The organism is Neobacillus sp. C211 (assembly GCF_051842875.1).
Taxonomy (GTDB): Bacteria; Bacillota; Bacilli; order Bacillales; family Cytobacillaceae; genus Neobacillus.
Genome location: NZ_JBPXRO010000012.1, coordinates 1 through 16,382, shown reverse-complemented (window position 1 = coordinate 16,382; position 16,382 = coordinate 1). Strand labels below are relative to the sequence as shown.

General features: G+C 38.8%; 18 protein-coding genes. 4 read left to right on the top strand and 14 right to left on the bottom strand.

Annotated features, from left to right (window positions below; all coding sequences use genetic code 11):
- Window positions 1-37: 37 nt before the first annotated feature.
- The 3 genes from ACSU6B_RS12855 to ACSU6B_RS12845 are packed head-to-tail and all read right to left on the bottom strand — an operon-like array spanning window position 38 to window position 2,733.
- On the bottom strand, window positions 38-703 hold the full coding sequence (locus ACSU6B_RS12855) for a 3-oxoacid CoA-transferase subunit B (protein WP_214712531.1): 666 nt from the start codon (window positions 701-703) through the stop codon (window positions 38-40).
- A complete protein-coding gene (locus tag ACSU6B_RS12850; RefSeq protein ID WP_088088678.1) occupies window positions 688-1,380 on the bottom strand; it encodes a CoA transferase subunit A in 693 nt (230 codons plus the stop codon). The genes ACSU6B_RS12855 and ACSU6B_RS12850 overlap by 16 nt, the downstream gene beginning before the upstream one ends.
- Window positions 1,381-2,733, bottom strand: coding sequence for an aspartate aminotransferase family protein (locus tag ACSU6B_RS12845; RefSeq protein WP_410885730.1), 1,353 nt, complete (start codon window positions 2,731-2,733; stop codon window positions 1,381-1,383).
- 122 nt (window positions 2,734-2,855) lie between these two features.
- Between ACSU6B_RS12845 and ACSU6B_RS12840 the strand changes: the two genes are divergently transcribed.
- Window positions 2,856-4,208: a TrkH family potassium uptake protein gene (locus ACSU6B_RS12840; RefSeq protein ID WP_410885933.1), complete on the top strand. Its 1,353-nt coding sequence runs from the start codon at window positions 2,856-2,858 to the stop codon at window positions 4,206-4,208.
- A gap of 31 nt (window positions 4,209-4,239) precedes the next feature.
- Window positions 4,240-4,422 carry a hypothetical protein gene (locus ACSU6B_RS12835; RefSeq protein ID WP_410885728.1) on the top strand — a complete coding sequence of 61 codons (183 nt, stop codon included), beginning with the start codon at window positions 4,240-4,242 and terminating at the stop codon, window positions 4,420-4,422.
- Window positions 4,423-4,477: 55 nt separating this feature from the next.
- Here ACSU6B_RS12835 and ACSU6B_RS12830 read toward each other — a convergent pair whose 3' ends face one another.
- Together ACSU6B_RS12830 and ACSU6B_RS12825 are read right to left on the bottom strand one after the other, a co-directional pair.
- Window positions 4,478-5,944 (bottom strand): NAD(P)/FAD-dependent oxidoreductase, encoded by a 1,467-nt coding sequence (locus ACSU6B_RS12830; protein WP_410885726.1) that lies wholly within the window; start codon window positions 5,942-5,944, stop codon window positions 4,478-4,480.
- Between the two features lie 188 nt (window positions 5,945-6,132).
- Entirely contained in the window at window positions 6,133-6,285 is a 153-nt protein-coding gene (locus ACSU6B_RS12825; protein ID WP_088088682.1) for a YjcZ family sporulation protein, read from the bottom strand.
- Between the two features lie 118 nt (window positions 6,286-6,403).
- On the opposite strand from ACSU6B_RS12825, the gene ACSU6B_RS12820 reads away from it, so the two are divergent.
- Window positions 6,404-6,994, top strand: a complete 591-nt coding sequence (locus tag ACSU6B_RS12820) for a DUF502 domain-containing protein (RefSeq protein WP_410885724.1) — start codon at window positions 6,404-6,406, stop codon at window positions 6,992-6,994.
- A 21-nt stretch (window positions 6,995-7,015) separates the two neighbouring features.
- Here ACSU6B_RS12820 and msrB read toward each other — a convergent pair whose 3' ends face one another.
- The 3 genes from msrB to rsgA form a co-directional block, all read right to left on the bottom strand.
- Window positions 7,016-7,456: a peptide-methionine (R)-S-oxide reductase MsrB gene (msrB, locus tag ACSU6B_RS12815; protein ID WP_215003209.1), complete on the bottom strand. Its 441-nt coding sequence runs from the start codon at window positions 7,454-7,456 to the stop codon at window positions 7,016-7,018.
- Window positions 7,446-7,937: a peptide-methionine (S)-S-oxide reductase MsrA gene (msrA, locus tag ACSU6B_RS12810; protein WP_410885931.1), complete on the bottom strand. Its 492-nt coding sequence runs from the start codon at window positions 7,935-7,937 to the stop codon at window positions 7,446-7,448. Before msrA ends, msrB begins: the two co-directional genes overlap by 11 nt.
- A gap of 236 nt (window positions 7,938-8,173) precedes the next feature.
- On the bottom strand, window positions 8,174-9,241 hold the full coding sequence (rsgA, locus tag ACSU6B_RS12805) for a ribosome small subunit-dependent GTPase A (RefSeq protein ID WP_410885721.1): 1,068 nt from the start codon (window positions 9,239-9,241) through the stop codon (window positions 8,174-8,176).
- Between the two features lie 334 nt (window positions 9,242-9,575).
- Between rsgA and ACSU6B_RS12800 the strand changes: the two genes are divergently transcribed.
- Window positions 9,576-10,328, top strand: a complete 753-nt coding sequence (locus ACSU6B_RS12800; RefSeq protein ID WP_410885719.1) for a DUF4397 domain-containing protein — start codon at window positions 9,576-9,578, stop codon at window positions 10,326-10,328.
- A gap of 29 nt (window positions 10,329-10,357) precedes the next feature.
- On the opposite strand, the gene ACSU6B_RS12795 is transcribed toward ACSU6B_RS12800, so the two are convergent.
- From ACSU6B_RS12795 to ACSU6B_RS12770, 6 genes are all read right to left on the bottom strand, one after another.
- Entirely contained in the window at window positions 10,358-10,936 is a 579-nt protein-coding gene (locus ACSU6B_RS12795) for a YpmS family protein (RefSeq protein WP_410885717.1), read from the bottom strand.
- Window positions 10,937-11,761: an SGNH/GDSL hydrolase family protein gene (locus tag ACSU6B_RS12790; RefSeq protein ID WP_410885715.1), complete on the bottom strand. Its 825-nt coding sequence runs from the start codon at window positions 11,759-11,761 to the stop codon at window positions 10,937-10,939. It lies immediately after the preceding gene.
- A gap of 111 nt (window positions 11,762-11,872) precedes the next feature.
- The gene (locus tag ACSU6B_RS12785) at window positions 11,873-12,451 is read right to left on the bottom strand and encodes an SCO family protein (protein ID WP_410885713.1); all 579 of its coding nucleotides are present in this window, start codon (window positions 12,449-12,451) and stop codon (window positions 11,873-11,875) included.
- Between the two features lie 81 nt (window positions 12,452-12,532).
- Window positions 12,533-13,699: a Ger(x)C family spore germination protein gene (locus tag ACSU6B_RS12780; RefSeq protein ID WP_410885711.1), complete on the bottom strand. Its 1,167-nt coding sequence runs from the start codon at window positions 13,697-13,699 to the stop codon at window positions 12,533-12,535.
- Entirely contained in the window at window positions 13,683-14,804 is a 1,122-nt protein-coding gene (locus tag ACSU6B_RS12775) for a GerAB/ArcD/ProY family transporter (RefSeq protein WP_410885709.1), read from the bottom strand. The genes ACSU6B_RS12780 and ACSU6B_RS12775 overlap by 17 nt, the downstream gene beginning before the upstream one ends.
- Before the next feature lie 11 nt (window positions 14,805-14,815).
- Window positions 14,816-16,333, bottom strand: a complete 1,518-nt coding sequence (locus ACSU6B_RS12770; RefSeq protein WP_410885707.1) for a spore germination protein — start codon at window positions 16,331-16,333, stop codon at window positions 14,816-14,818.
- Window positions 16,334-16,382: the final 49 nt, after the last annotated feature.

The following is a 16,382-nucleotide window of genomic DNA, read 5'->3' as shown; positions in this document are numbered from 1 at the left end:
TGTCCAAACGATTCACTCCTTTTAAAAATGATTCAGCTTAATACGGAATCATACGAACAGTTTCTCGTATCTTAAATTCACACCCGGTTTTGTTGACAACAGTTTCTAAACTGTAGGGCGCAAACAATTCTGTTAATAATAAACCCTCTTCAGATACACTGAAAACAGCTAGATCAGTGATAATTAAATCGACACAGGCTGAGGATGTTAATGGTAACGTGCATGATGTGACAATTTTGGGTCTACCTTGTTTATCACAATGATTCATGACAACAATGACTTTCTTAGCTTTTTGAGCAAGTTCCATCGCTCCGCCCATCCCTGGAACCTTCTTTCCTGGGACAATCCAGTTAGCAAGGTCGCCCTTTTTACTGACCTCTAGCGATCCTAAAATCGTTATATCCACTCTGCCCCGGCGAATCATTCCAAAAGAAATTCCACTATCACAATAAGATCCGCCCTTGTTTAGCGTGACTGGAAAACCTCCTGCATTACATAAGTTTTCATCTTCTTCTCCCTTTACTGGGGTAGGTCCCATGCCGGTAATGCCGTTTTCAGCGTGAAACATCACATTTGTCTCGGTTGATAGATGGTTCGGAACGAGCGATGGAATCCCAATTCCAAGGTTGACAACCATTCCTGTTTGAATTTCCTCTGCAGCCCTTTTAGCCATTTGATTTCTCATATCTACTGCCATGCCCATTTCCAATTCACCCCCTTAGATGGAATGACATAATCTACAAACACTCCTGGTGTAATGATGGCATCGGGGTCAAGACTACCAAGCGGGACAATTTCCTCTACTTCTGCTATCGTGATATCCCCTGCCATAGCAACGAGCGGATTTGTATTGCGGGCACTTTTGTCATAAATTAAATTCCCATACTCATCTGCCTTTTTCGCATAAACAATCGACACCTCAGCCGTTAAAGCTGTTTCAACAAGAAACTTCTTATCTCCTAGAGTAAAAAATGGTTTGTTTTTCGTAACCATTTCATTGTCCGTACCGATATCTGACAATATCGCTGGCAGGCCAACACCGCCCGCGCGTATTCTTTCTGCTAATATTCCCTGCGGTGAAAACTCTACCTCCAGCTTTCCCTCATGCATGAACTGGCCAGCAAAGGGATTGGAGCCAATATGAGAAGCAATTACTTTCGCTGCCCTTTGTTGACTGACTAATTTCCCTATGCCAATTTGCGGGAATCCCGTGTCGTTCCCAATTAAAGTAATATTACGAACTCCTTTTTCAAGAATACCATCGATTAATGCCGGCGGAGAGCCGACCCCGCCAAACCCGCCAAACATCAATGTCATTCCGTCATGAAAATATTCCATAACAGCTGCTAAGGTTGTAATTTTTCTGAATGGATTTTCCATTTACATCACCCCTTCCCCTACATTCAGTTGGTTAGAAAAATCTTCAAATGTTTTTTTTAATAAGTGGACCAATTCCTCCATTTCTTTTTGAGTGATAGTAAGTGGAGGAGAAATAATAATAGAGTCTCCGTTTATCCCATCAATGCCAGCACCAGCTGGATATACAAGCAGTCCTTTTTCCTTTGCAAGAGCTACAATCCTTTGTGTGATCTGGGCGTTTCTAGGGTAGGGTGTTTTGGATTCCACTTGTTGGACAAACTCTATTCCCAGTAATAGCCCTTTGCCTCGGATATCACCAATAAACGTGAAAAGTGGTTTTAATCCTTCAAGTTGTGCTCTTAAATAGGCACCCTTACTTTCAACCTCTTGAATAATATTGTTTTGTTCTAAATATTCGAGAACAGCTAAGGCAGTTGCACAAGCCTGTGGATTGGCACTTAAGGTATGGCCGCTCATGACCACCTTTGTTCCTGCCATTATCGGCTCGATGACTTTTTCGGTTGCAACAGCAGCTGCAATCGGTGCGTAGCCTGCACCCATCCCTTTTCCTAATGCGACAATATCAGGATTGATTCCCCACTGTTCACTCGCAAGCATTGTGCCAGTCCTGCCACAGCCAGTCATGACTTCATCAGCGATAAAAAGAATGTCATAATCCTCACAGATTTTCTTTATGATCTTGTAGTAATCTTTTGGCGGCGCAATTGCTCCGCCTGCAGCTCCGATGACGGGTTCTGCGATAAAAGCGGCGATTTGTTCGGCGCCAATCCGCTTAACAGCTGTTTCTAACTCATGGGCACATAAATAGCCACAGTTAGGTGCCTCGAGGTTATAAGGGCAACGGTAGCAATACGGGGGATTAATGACAGGGAAATCCTCTAAAAGTGGAACAAATCTTGCTCTCCTCCCTGTATGACCTGACATCGAAAGAGCACCTAGGGTAATCCCGTGGTAGCTTACCCATCTTGATAAAACCTTGGTTTTCGTTTGAACACCCTTTTCCTGCCAATATTGAATCGCCATTTTCATGGCCGTTTCAGTTGCTTCAGAACCGCTGTTAACGAAAAAACACCAATTGAGATCTCCTGAAAGCATATTTGTAATTTTTTTCGCTAAGTTTTCAGCTGCTTCACTCGTAAATTGTGATCGATACACAAACGAAACTTTTTTTGCTTGTTCATTCATTGCTTCAATAATCTCTGTTACACCATGACCAATATTGGCAGTTACAGCGCCGGAAGCAGCATCTAAATACCTTTTTCCATCCATATCAAATAAATAAATTCCTATGCCGTAGTCAATCACAGGGTAAGTGTCATCGAGTATTGGTTTTATTAGAAACGAATGATCCATATGGAAACACTTCCTTATTAAATTAGGCAGGCCTTATAGAAATTGTATGAACTTTTACTTTTCAAGATGATTAATATAAAATTACTTTTAGAGTTATAGAAGGAAAGGATCCTATGAGTACAATAAAAAAAATAAAGTTAAAAACGAAAGATATTTCAACCATTCAATTAATCGTAATTTTTTATTTATCCGCATTAATCGTTTCTACTCTTTTATTAAAAATCCCAATGGCTCACCGTCCAAATGTTTCACTAAGTTTTATTGATACGATGTTTACCTCCGCTAGTGCAATCAGTGTAACCGGTTTAAGTGTCATTTCAATTAAGGATACCTTTAGTAATTTTGGAATCTTTCTCTTATGCTTAATTCTGCAATTGGGAGGCTTAGGCGTTATGTCCTTAAGTACATTCCTATGGATTATGCTGGGTAAAAAAGTAGGCTTAAAAGAAAGACAACTGATTATGATTGATCAAAATCAATCCAACCTAGCTGGTTTGGTCCAGCTGGCAAAACGGATCCTGATTATCTTTATTTCGTTTGAATTTGTGGGGGGAATTATCTTAGGTATTCGCTTTTTAAACTATTTCGAAAGCCCATTGTCTGCTTTTAAACATGGATTTTTTTCATCCATCAGCGCCACTACCAATGCGGGATTCGATCTGACGGATGCGTCACTCAGTCCCTATAGTGAGGATTATTTTGTTCAGACGATAATAATTTTGTTGATGATTGTTGGGGCAATTGGCTTTCCCGTGATGGTTGAGGTTTTTGAATTCTTTTTAAGCCTAAATAGAAGGAAGAAATTTCATTTCACCTTATATACTAAGTTAACCACTATAACGTTTGTCCTCCTTACCATAGCAGGTGCATTTTTGATTTACTGTTTTGATAGTCAACACTTTTTTTCTGATAAAAATTGGCATGAATCCTTTTTCTACTCTTTATTTAATTCCGTAACAACTAAAAGTGCTGGATTAGCAACAATGGATATCAATGATTTTACTCCGAGTAACCAACTTTTCCTGTCGATATTAATGTTTATTGGCGGTTCACCGAGTAGTGCGAGCGGGGGCATACGAACCACCACGTTTGCCATTGTTATTTTAGCGATCATATTTTACGCACGGGGAAAAAGCTCGATCAAAATCTTTAGACGTGAACTGCTAAGTGAGGATGTCCTTAAATCATTTATCGTGATCGCGACCGGAGCATTTTTATGTTTGTTCTCCATTTTAATCCTATCGATTACTGAACATGGCACTGTGATAGAGGTTATTTTCGAAGTATCTTCTGCTTTTGGCACCAATGGATTATCGTTGGGTTTAACACCAAGACTTACTACCTTTGGACAAATACTCATCATTATCCTGATGTTTATTGGAAGAGTAGGCATTGTTACCTGTTTACTTATCTTAAGAGGCAAAGGCAGCAAGGAAAAGTTCAACTATCCGAAAGAAAAAGTAACGATTGGGTAAGGCATTAAGTGGAGGAGTAAAAATTCCCCTCATGATGCAGTTCATGCGGATGCTTTCTGAAGAATTAGGCCTTTCTTGTCCTTATGAGGCCTTCATGCGGACAAATTTCCGATGTATCGGACCATTCTTGTCCTCATGGGGCCTTCATGCGGACAAATTTCCGATGTATCGGACCATTCTTGTCCTCATGGGGCCTTCATGCGGACAAATTTAAAAAGTATTTGCAAATTTCGCCACTCCCAAAAAAATAACCCGCAAAAATTTGCGGGTTAGACAAGAATGGTTTCCTGTGTTCGTTCAGTTTTTGCCTTTTTTATAATGTCCCGAGCAATCCAGACGCCGCATGCACTTGCTTGTGCAAGACCACGGGTAATCCCCGCTCCATCGCCACCGACATAAAGTCCGCTGATTTCCGATTCAAAACGGTCGTTTAAGCGTGGTCGGGCCGAATAGAACTTAGCCTCAACACCGTAAAACAAGGTATGCTCTGAAGCAAGTCCTGGTGTCACCTGATTCAACGCCTCGGTCATTTCTATTAAGCTTTTTAACGTATTATACGGAAGAACTAACCCAAGATCACCGGGGACAGCCTCTTTTAATGTCGGCTCAAGGAAACCTTCCTTAATCCTTTTTGCAGTAGATCTTCTACCCTTTAAAATATCTCCGTATTTTTGGACGATTAGTCCGCCATTTGAAAGGCTGTTTGCTAAGCGGGAAATTTCATGTGCATATTCATTCGGCTTATCAAATGGATCTGAAAACGTATGGGAAACAAGTAGGGCAAAGTTTGTGTTCGGACTGCCAAGTTTCGGATCTTTGTAGGCATGTCCGTTGGCAAGCATAATCCCGGAATGATTTTCAACCACCACATGCCCAGATGGGTTACTGCAAAATGTTCGTACAGTTGTCCCAACAGATGTATTAAAAATAAATTTCCCTTCATACAAATGCTCATTGATTTCCTGCATGACAATATTGGATGTTTCAACACGAACACCAATATCTACTTGGTTACTTATCATGCGTAATCTGCGCGATTTTAAGATACCAGAAAGCCATTTAGAGCCATCTCGGCCTGGTGTAATGACCACCTTATCCGCATAAATATTTTGGTCCCCTTTTAGATTAATTCCTTTCACCACAAGCCCATCTGTTGTTTTTTCAGTTATTAAATCCACAACTTCTGTTTTATAAGACATTTTAATCTTTGTCTTTAAGTATTCGTAGATACTTTTCATGATTTCAAGATTTTGTTCAGTCCCTAGATGGCGTACCTGTGCACGTAACAACTTTAATCCAGCAGCATAACCGCGGCGTTCGATGTTTTTTACTTCATCTGTTAATGGGTCAGTAATGCTCGTGGTTGCACCATGCTGTAAGTTGATTTCATCAACATAACGAATTAACTCAACTACCTGAGAATCCGGAAGATAATCTGTCATCCAGCCGCCAAATTCACTTGTGATATTAAACTTTCCGTCCGAATAAGCACCTGCTCCACCAAAACCATTAGTAATCGAACATGCCGGAAGACACCCAGCAAATTCTTTTCTCCCAGCTGCCGGTGGACATTTCTCAATTTTCTTTTGTAAAATCGGGCAATTTCTCCGATAAATATCATGTCCTTTATCCACTAATAGAACCTTTGCGTTCGGCATTTTTAGTGTCAGTTCATAGCAGGCAAATATCCCTGCAGGGCCAGCACCCACTACTATCACATCATATCTCGTATCCATTGTCCAATTACCTCCAAAGTCATTTTACTCAACATTTGTAAATATATCAGACTAATTTTGTTCCGTCAACAATAAATACGAACTATTTTTTAAAAAAATATTCCATCGTTCGGATTTCGCTCGTTTGTCAGAAAATTATATAAAAAGGAAATGGCTGACTCGTTTTGAGTCAGCCTTTATTTCATAATTTAATAGCCCCAGCTTGCCCCGATAATGATTAATAAAATAAACAGGACGACAATTAACGCAAATCCACTGCCGATTCCGCAACCTCCTACAGGGTAACCGCAACCTCCTACAGGGTATGCAGGGTAACCACAACCACCATGCCCGTAATACATACACTTCACTCCTCACGAAATTGTTTCTTAACACTGTTACTTTATGTAGTAGGTACTTGACCCGTATGTGCATTCGCCTATATTATGAAATACAATGATAAAAATTGTAGGTGAAACGATGAAATCCATTTTGAAAAACTTTATTAACGGTATTTTAACAATTGTTCCAATCATCCTTGTGATCTATGTCATTTACAAAACGTTTCTATTCTTAGACGGTTTACTCGGAAACACACTGAAGCCTTATTTAAAGGAAGATTACATCCCTGGGATTGGCTTACTAACAACCATCATTTTAATTACTGTTTTAGGCTGGCTATCTACGAAATATATATCGGGGAAAATCATCCGCTTGATCGATATTCTTCTAGACAAGATTCCAGTTGTCAAAACCATCTATTCTGTTATTAAAGACACCGTCCAATCCTTTCTTGGCGAGAAAAAATCTTTCTCTAAGGTCGCCCTGGTTGTTATCCCAGGAACAGAAATGCGCAGCCTGGGGTTTATTACTTCTGAACAATTAGAGGAATTTTATTCTCCTCTAAAGGACCATGTGGCTGTCTATATCCCGCAAACATTCCAAGTGGCCGGGTTTACCTTTCTAATACCAAAGGAACAAGTAAAAATTATCGACGTCAAACCCGAGGAAGCAATGAAATTTGTCTTATCGGGCGGAATGACTTCAAGCTCAAAACAAAAGGTAAAATAAAAAAGCCGCAATCGCGGCTTTTTATTTTGCTCCGAAAAGTTTCGTGTATTCCCCATATCCTTCTTCTTCAAGTTTATCTATAGGAATAAATCGTAACGCAGCAGAGTTGATACAATAACGCAATCCAGTTGGGTCTGGTCCGTCATTAAAGACGTGACCTAAATGGGAATCGGCGGATTTACTCCTTACTTCTGTCCGAGTCATATAATGACTGAAATCAGCTTTTTCAATCACTTCTTCGTCTTGAATCGGTTTAGTGAAGCTCGGCCAGCCGCAGCCGGCATCAAATTTATCCAACGAACTAAACAGCGGCTTCCCAGAAACAAGATCTACATAAATCCCCTCTCTCGTTTCATTCCAATATTCATTTCGAAACGGAGGTTCTGTGCCATTATTTTGTGTGACTTCATACTGGATCGGTGTTAATTCCTTTTTTAGATGTTCTACATCCTTATTTTTCATTTTTCTCCCCCCAATGACTTTGAATAAAGCCGGCGCGGCCCGAGCCTACTTGATAAGATTCATAATGGGCCCGATTTTTCTTATAGTACTGTTGATGATATTCTTCAGCCGGATAAAAGGTCTGTGCTGGCAAGATTGGTGTGACAATCGGTTTGCTGAAGCGGCCGCTTTCTTGTAGTTCTTGCTTGGATTGTTCGGCAAGCCTTTTTTGTGTGTCATCATGATAGAAAATTGCCGTTTGATACGATTGTCCTCGATCATGGAATTGGCCGCCCGGGTCGGTAGGGTCAATTTGCTGCCAAAATAACCCCAAGAGTTTTTCATAAGGAAAAATCTCTGGATCATAGGTGATTTGGACTGCTTCAAAATGGCCGGTAGTATCCGTACAAACTTGTTGATATGTCGGGTTTTCTACGGTTCCCCCTGTATAGCCTGAAGTAACACTTTTAATTCCGGGCTGTTCATCAAATGGTTTCACCATACACCAAAAACAGCCTCCGGCAAACGTTGCAACTTGATTTGTTTTTTCCAAGTTCCCACACCCCTTTAACTTTATTTCACTTTGAGTATGAGTATACAGAATGTTTTAGGAAAAACAAAATCTCCTGACTGAAAGAAGGGGGGAGTCCTCTAAACGCTGGGCCTGGAGCTAGACAATAATAAAAGGCTAAACAAGTCACGGTCGACATCGACCTAACTTGTTCAGCCTTTCCTATTTTAATAGCTCTTTCGCTGCTTCATCTGTTTGTTTATATTTTTCCATTGTTTTTTAACTTCTGCTTGTGCACGTTTATCAGCTTTCCTTTCGATAAACGCCAACTCCTTTTGCAACTTGTTGTAGCTTGTCAGCCGCTCAGCCACAATCAATCCTTCTTCAATTGCCTTCACCACAGCACAGCCGGGCTCATTCTTATGCTGACAATCTCGGTAGCGACACTGGGTAGCTAATTCTTCAATTTCTGAAAAGGTCTCTGTTAAACCGTCTGAGCTTTCCCAAAGCTGCAGTTCCCTCATTCCTGGGGTATCAATCAAAACACTGCCATTCGGGAGAAGGATTAGTTCACGGTGGGTAGTTGTATGACGCCCTTTATCATCTGCCATTCGAATATCCTGAACTAGCTGTTTCTCCTCTCCTAAGAGACGATTCGTTAAAGTCGATTTCCCAACCCCTGAAGAACCAAGCAAGGCAATTGTTTTTCCTGGCTTCAAGAAAGGCTCTAGTTCCTCAAAGCCAGTCATCGTTTCGGCACTAACTGCAATAACTGGAACTCCACCAAGGCTAATCGCTTCAACCTCAGCCAGCATATTATCGAGATCCTGACAAAGGTCTGCCTTACTTAAAACAATAACTGGGTTTGCCCCACTTTCCCAAGCAAGCAAAAGGTAGCGTTCGATTCTTCTTAGATTCAAATCTTCATTCAGTGAATTTATGAGAAAGACAGTGTCGATATTGGTCGCAATGATTTGCTCTTGTGCGGTAAGACCAGCTGATTTTCTCGAAAACTTACTTTTTCGCGGCATGATGGCCAAAATGGTGCCTTTTCCTTCGTTACTCCTCGGCATTAGAGCAACCCAATCACCTACAGCTGGGAAGTCCTCTCTGTTAAGGGCATTGAAGCTAAACCTGCCCGATACCTCACATAATAATTCACCCTTTTCTGTCCACACCCTATACATTCGTTTGTGCTCGAGTGCCACACGGCCAAGAATCATCTCATCATTTGTATTTAATTTATGAAAATCATTTTTTACAGTTTCAGTTAAACCCATTGCTGCTAAATTCATCTTTATTCCTCCAGCGAATCATTATTTTTTCATAATAAAAAACCATAGGCACACACAGCCCATGGTTTTATTCGCATTATGGAATAAAGGGTCCCTAACAGGAAAATCTTTGGGCTGTGCAAACAACAATATTCAAATTACGGTTTGGACTCATCGATTCAATTGCCATTGCACTTCACCCACTTTCAAACATATTTGTTATCAGTATATGTGTAATATTCCCATTTGTAAATAAAAAATGAAAAATTTCCAAATTACTGCGATATAAGTTAGACACCTACCTATTTAAGCTTGAATAAATTATGGTGTAATCCATTAGATAGGAGTTGATAAAATGTCCGAGAAAAGAACTCATTCCGATTATCTTCAAAAAGCGGCGATGTATGAATTGTTAGCTCAATTTTATAAATACTCATTTCCAAACTTACACATGCAGTATTATTTAAAACATATAAAATACATGAATAAAGCGATGAACTTCATGCGTACCAATTCCCAACCAATACAATTAGAAGCGAAGGTGCGTTTCCTTCACACCTCCCCAGATTCCCCGAACATTGATATTTATATAGACGGGAAACGAGTGATAAGAGACTTACCATTTAAAAAGGTAAGTATGATTCTGTCATTACCTGCTGGAAAACATCATATTGACATTTACCGAACGGGCAACATGGTGGACAGTGTTTTAAATAAAACGATTACTGTTGAACCTGGAAAATCCTATACACTTGCTGCAATTGACTCTGTTAAGAAATTACGCCTGCTCGTGTATCAGAATCAACCAACAGTACCAAGAAATGAATCGAAGGTTCGCTTTATCCACTTATCACCAGATACTTCGCCACTAGATATTGCAGTCAAAGACCGAGATGTGATTTTCCCAAATGTTTCTTATAAGCAGGCAACCGAATATTTGGGGTTAACACCGATGACAGTCGATTTGGAAGCAAGGGAAACTGGCAGTAAGACCGTACTTCTACCCCTGCCGAGGGTTCAATTTATGGCAAATGAAAGCTACACAATTGTCTTTATTGGCTTAGCCAATGGTCAACCAGAATTCCAATTCATCACTATTAGGGAATAAAAAACAGGTGCCTCCTAATGATGAGGCGCCTATTTTACTGGTACTAAAATCGTAAAGGCAATATCATCCTTCTTTAAATCAAATTTATCTGCCTTTATTCTTATATCACTTTTTTGTTTTAACTGTTGCATATTAACATAAATAAGTTTATCTTTAGGTCTTATGTCGACTCCCTTTGGAATCTTATAATTTTTGCTAATAAAATTTAGGACGTACGAAATGGGGAGATGTAAACTGCCGATTGTCATTGATTTCTGATTTAAAACCAAATCACCATTTTCAAGTGCCTTAGGCTCGAAGGTTAACCTCATATTCAATTCCTCACTAAAGAAGGGCAAGGTACCATATAATTCAACCTCATCTCCCAAAATGATTCGATAATCAATCGGTGAATCAGCGGCCTCTTCCTTTAAATAATGATTGATGAGTTTATTTAAATCATTCTTATTTGAATTAACATGGAATGAAACATGTTCACCCATTGGCACATTCCATTTGCTCGTTTGCCGGCCATCCGACGGAAACATGACCAGCGACAACATAACAATAGCGAACAAAAGGTTGATTCCTATCAACAGCAGGAATCCGATTTTCCATTTGTTTTTCATCTAATTCTCCTCTGTATTGACCATATATGGCGTTTTGTCCAATTCAGGTAATACTTGTTCTTCTAATGTCTTGTTCAACCTTTGCGCAATCAACTCATAGCCTTTGTCATTTGGATGAAAATTATCTGTATATAATAAATTTTCGTTAGAATTTAAAAACATGTCTTCTATCGAGACAAAATAGGCATTGGGGTAATTAGCAACCACCCTTTGACCAGCCTTATTCCAATCAGCAACAATCTCATCCAACTCTTTAATTTCTGAAAACCATTTAGAAAATGGATTATATAACCCCACTAATACAACCTGAGTATGGGGATTTTCCCCAATGATAGCCTCGATAATTTGCGTTAAATGAGTTCGATAGGATTCTTTTTCGGTGGTAAACGTGGAAAGTTGAAGGTTTTCAATATTATCCTTGACGACTTTCATTATGTCGTTTCCACCTATCGTTAGAATAACAAGATCTGCCTTTTGTATCACAGCTTTCATTTCTGGCGTTTTCAATCGTTTTAAAAGTTGAGTTGTCCGATTACCTTTTACGCCATAATTATAGAAATCAACTTTTTTTATACCTTTTTCTTTTTCAAGCATTGTTTCTAAATATGGCAAGTAGCCGCCTTTGTTTGTACTATCGCCTACCCCTTTGGTAAGTGAATCGCCTGCTGATAAAACTGTTAATTTGCGGGGGACGAAGTCAGCGGGAACTTGTGCAAATGCCTGTGCTGCTGTTTTCTTTTCAGAATGTAACGCCCATTGGTCAACTTTATTACATGAACATAGGAATAATACCGTAAGAATTAGAAGGGGAAAGAGCTTTTTCATCTTAAATTCACCTGCCTTCTAAATTATAATTATTATAACACGGCGTGAATCATTCAAAACAATATGTACTATATCCTATTCCTGCCAAAAAAAATAGACCTGTCCGAAGGTCTATTGCAATGCTTTCATATCATGAATTATTTCATCAAAGGGAACATCCTTGTAACCATCATAGGATTTTTTAATATGTCCTTCTTGGTCTACTAAATATAGAGAGGTCCCATGAATCACTTGATTACCCTCGACAGGTTTTTTGACAAGTGCTTTATAATATTTCAGGGCGAAGTTTTCAATAAACTCCTGCGAGTATCCAGTCACAAAGGTCCAATTTTTAAAATCCACTTGGAATTGTTCCCCATAACGGGTTAATACTTCAGGGGTATCGACAACTGGATCGACACTGAAGGAGACCAATTCAACATTCTTCAAGCCTTCATCCTTGACCATTTTTTGTAATTTTGTCAAGTTAGAAGTCATCGGCGGACAAACATCTGCACAGCTTGTAAAAATAAAGTCTGAAATCCATACCTTACCCTTTAAATCCTTTAATCCAAAGGATTTATTGTCTTGATTTGTAGCTGTAAAGTCCTTAATTGGCCAGTCGACGGCATTTTCTATTTCTTTTTGTCCACACGCCGACATAATGAGTGTAGTAAGAACTAAGACCACTACTAAAAACCGAGCTTTCATACCATCACCTGCAACCTTTTTTCTATTCCATATCGTGAATAGTTTAACAAAGATTTGAAAAAGAAGAAAGGAATTGGTTTGTTAATCGATTACACCTGTTCGTTCAATCGTATTCTTTACATGGACATCAAAGGTAACATCCTTATACTTTCGGTCCCACTCCTCCTGCGTGATCGTTTTCCCCCTCAAGTGGGCTTCGTATTCATTTCCAAGACCGATCGGGTCAATTTCTAACTTCTTAAAACGAAGAAGTAAACTTTCTATTTTTTTTTTCATCGACTCATCTAACTTTTTTTCAAGAAACTTTACCGAAGTCGGTTTACCTAAATCTAGGGCTTCGGTCATTTCTAATACCCTTGAATCTAGGTCTACATCCACTCTAAAACGGAGGTTTTTTTTATCGACTATTTCAATTTTAGTCTTACTTCGAATGTTATCAATGCTGACATATATTTTACTGAATATTGGTTTTTTAGTGTAATTTTCGTTTTTTATAATGATTTTTTTTAATTGATCTGTCTTATACCCCATTTCTTTTGTACCAGCTTTATATTTATCAATTAATACTTTCAAATAAAAAAGATCCCCTTGCCTTAATTCATCAACTAAACGGTCACCTTTAAAAAGACCCACCCCAGAAATAATAACATCTTTATCCTTTACTTTAAGGATTGGGAGAATAGGGTCCTTCCCAATATCATAATAATTATGGTTAAACTCATGCAGGGTCGGGGAGATAATTTGTTCCCCCTCCACATTTTGTTTAATTAAATTGTACATATATGTCCCAAGATTTAGATTTTCTTTACTATTTTCAATTTGCAATATTTCAGCTGCTGATTGGTCTGCAATGGTCAAATAAACCATATTACCGATGGCAGCATCTCGATTTAATGTATCTACGAGCTGAATAATCCCTTTTTTAGCAAGATCTCTACTGTAGACAACCGAACGAAGCTGACCAGAAACGAGTTTCTGATTGGATTGAAGATTTTGTTGTTGTCTTAATCCTTTGCTTGTTTTTGCCACAGATGTAATTACTTTTGTGGCAGATTGGGTGGTCATTGGATCAAATTTTTGTACGACTACGGTGCCTTTTATTTGATTTTTCCCTTCCATATCGAATCCCGATGTTGTAATAAGACCTAATTTTTCAAGAGGCTTTTGCTGAACACAACCCGCGCTGATGACCATCGTCATGGAACAAACCAAGAGAAGGATTGTTCTGCTTTTATGATGCTTCCGCATTTGTTTTCTTCCTCCTTAAGAACCACTTTTTCACCAAAACCAACAATGAAAGGAGTATAGGATAGCAGAAGGCAGATAAAAAGCCAAGATGAGATACAAAATCAGTCAGTTCATTCATTTGATACCTTGCTTTAATAAAAAATGACCCCCCCCAAACAAGGATACCAATAATCCAAATTCCCTTCTTTTGTTTCCAATTTATGATCCGACTAAAGCCCTTTGATGCAGCCCATAAATAACTGCACATGTTTGGCAAAATGACTAACATCCAAAATGAAACGGCAATAAATTCAAACCGTTCTAAGTTTGGTAACCGAACGATTTTAAACATCGATAAAACAGGCCAAATGGTCCGCGCCAACCCATTTTCCGCAAAGAAGGTAATACACACCATTGTAATCGAAGTAAAGAGAATAGTCGTGTATAAATTTCCAATTTGTGAATACAGAAAAATCTTTTTTTTATCCTTAACATATGGATATAAAAACATAAGCAGTTCAAAGCCCATTAGTGAAAAGGATGTTTTAAACACACCATTTATAATATGTCTCAAATCTGTATTTAAAAGAGGAAGCAGATTCTTAGGGTCTGCATACTGCATCGGCACGATAAGGATAAAGATCATCCAAACAGTCCCAATTACAGAAATAAAAGCCACTCCGACAATAATACGAATGCCGCCATTAACGGCATAAATTGTTAAAAGGATTAGCGCAAGAGAGAGTTGCCATGTTGGTAAGTCAGGAAAAATCCATACTTGAACAATTTCAATATAATTCATGTGGATGACAAAAAAACTTAAGCTCATGTAGATCATATAAAAAATGTTCATCGCATTCCCAAGCCACTTGCCAAAAATATCTACTTGGATTCCATATAAATCAGCGCTATCATATTTTTTTAGCATTAAAACCATCATTGCTAAGACAACAGCAGATAAGATTCCACCGAGAAATACAGATATCCATGCATCATGTTTGGCCGCTAAGTACACAATCCTCGGTAATCCCACAATTCCTACGCCAGTTTGCGAAGCATGTATAAAAAACATGATAAGGAATGCATTAATCAATAATCCTTCCTTTGGCTGCAAATTCACTTTCATCCTGACCGCTCCTATTCATCTACATCCTTTTTTTCAACACCTTTTTGTTTTGGAAAAAGGTCATTGTCAACGGGACGGTTCGTTATTGGCCTGTGAGATAAGAATTGAGCAGGAAATTTAATAATACTGTATCCTAAGTCCCTCCACCTAAAGGGATAGACTGGCATGAGATAGGGTCCCCCAATTGTAGTTAATCTTAAAAGGTGAATGAGAATAAAACAAAATGATAGCATAATTCCAATTCCCCCCCATATACCTGCTAAAACGATAATTGGAAAACGAATCATCCGAACGGCGGTACCCATTATATAGCTTGGTGAAGTAAAGGACCCTAGCGCACTAAGTGCGATGATGATTATTAAAATATTACTTGTAAACCCTGCTTGTACCGCTGCCTGACCAATTACAATACCACCAACAATACCCATTGTTTGACCTACTTTGGTTGGCAGCCTTGCCCCAGCTTCTCTTAAAAGTTCGATAACAAATTCTAAAAGAAGGGCTTCTAGTACTGGTGGGAACGGAACATTTGCCCTCGATTGACCAAGAGAAATTAGCAGCGCAGATGGAATGACCTCATAATGATAAGTCAATACAGCCACATAGGCCGGGGTCAATAATATTGATAAAAAAATAGAAATAATTCGAAGCATTCTTAAGAAAAAACCCATATTCCAACGCATGTAAACATCTTCGGTTGATTCAAAGAAGCTTAGGAATGGTGTCGGTCCATAAATAGCAGACGGAGAACGATCCATCATTACGGCAACCCTCCCCCTCATTAAGGAAAGGGTGATTCGATCTGGTAGTTCAGTTGACATGATTTGCGGGAATATCGTCCAACTATTATCCTCTATTAACTGGCCAAGTACCGTTGTATCCGGAATATAGTCGTACTCTAACTCCGATATTCTTTGCCTAAACGTATTTACATTATTTTCATCAGCGATATCTTTAATGTATACAAGCTTTCCAGGTGTTTTCACCCTTTTTCCGATCGTGATATCCTCCATGCACAATTGTGGGTCTTTCAAATTACTCCTGATAATATTTAAATTTCCTATTAGGGATTCTGTAAAGGAAATCTTTGGACCGTACACAAGCGACTCGGTTTCTGCCTTTTCAAGGGATCTTTCAACAGTCTTCCCAAAATTTGCAAGGATCCCGTACGGTTCACCATCCACATAAATGTACGCTTTTCCTTCTATTAATGAAGACACGATTTCTTTTAATTGATTGGCTGCAAAGATTTCTGCAATCGGCAATATTTGGGCAAGACTCTCGGTGGTCCATTCAACTTGTGTATTTTGTTGAACGGGTATTAATGCAAATTCATCAAAGCTTGTTTTATCAATAAGGCTGCTTATAAAGCAAAATACTATCTTTTTCCCGTTCTTTTTTAATGTCCGAAAATTCAGGTCTGAACAATCACCTATCTCAGTTTGTAATTCTGATTTAAGATCGTCCACATTTAAACTATGCGGTTTCTTATCTTCAGACTGTTTATTTTCTGATTTTCGCTTAAACATTGGCAACACCTTAACCATTCAATTTTTTTTATCTTTACCAAAAACTCTA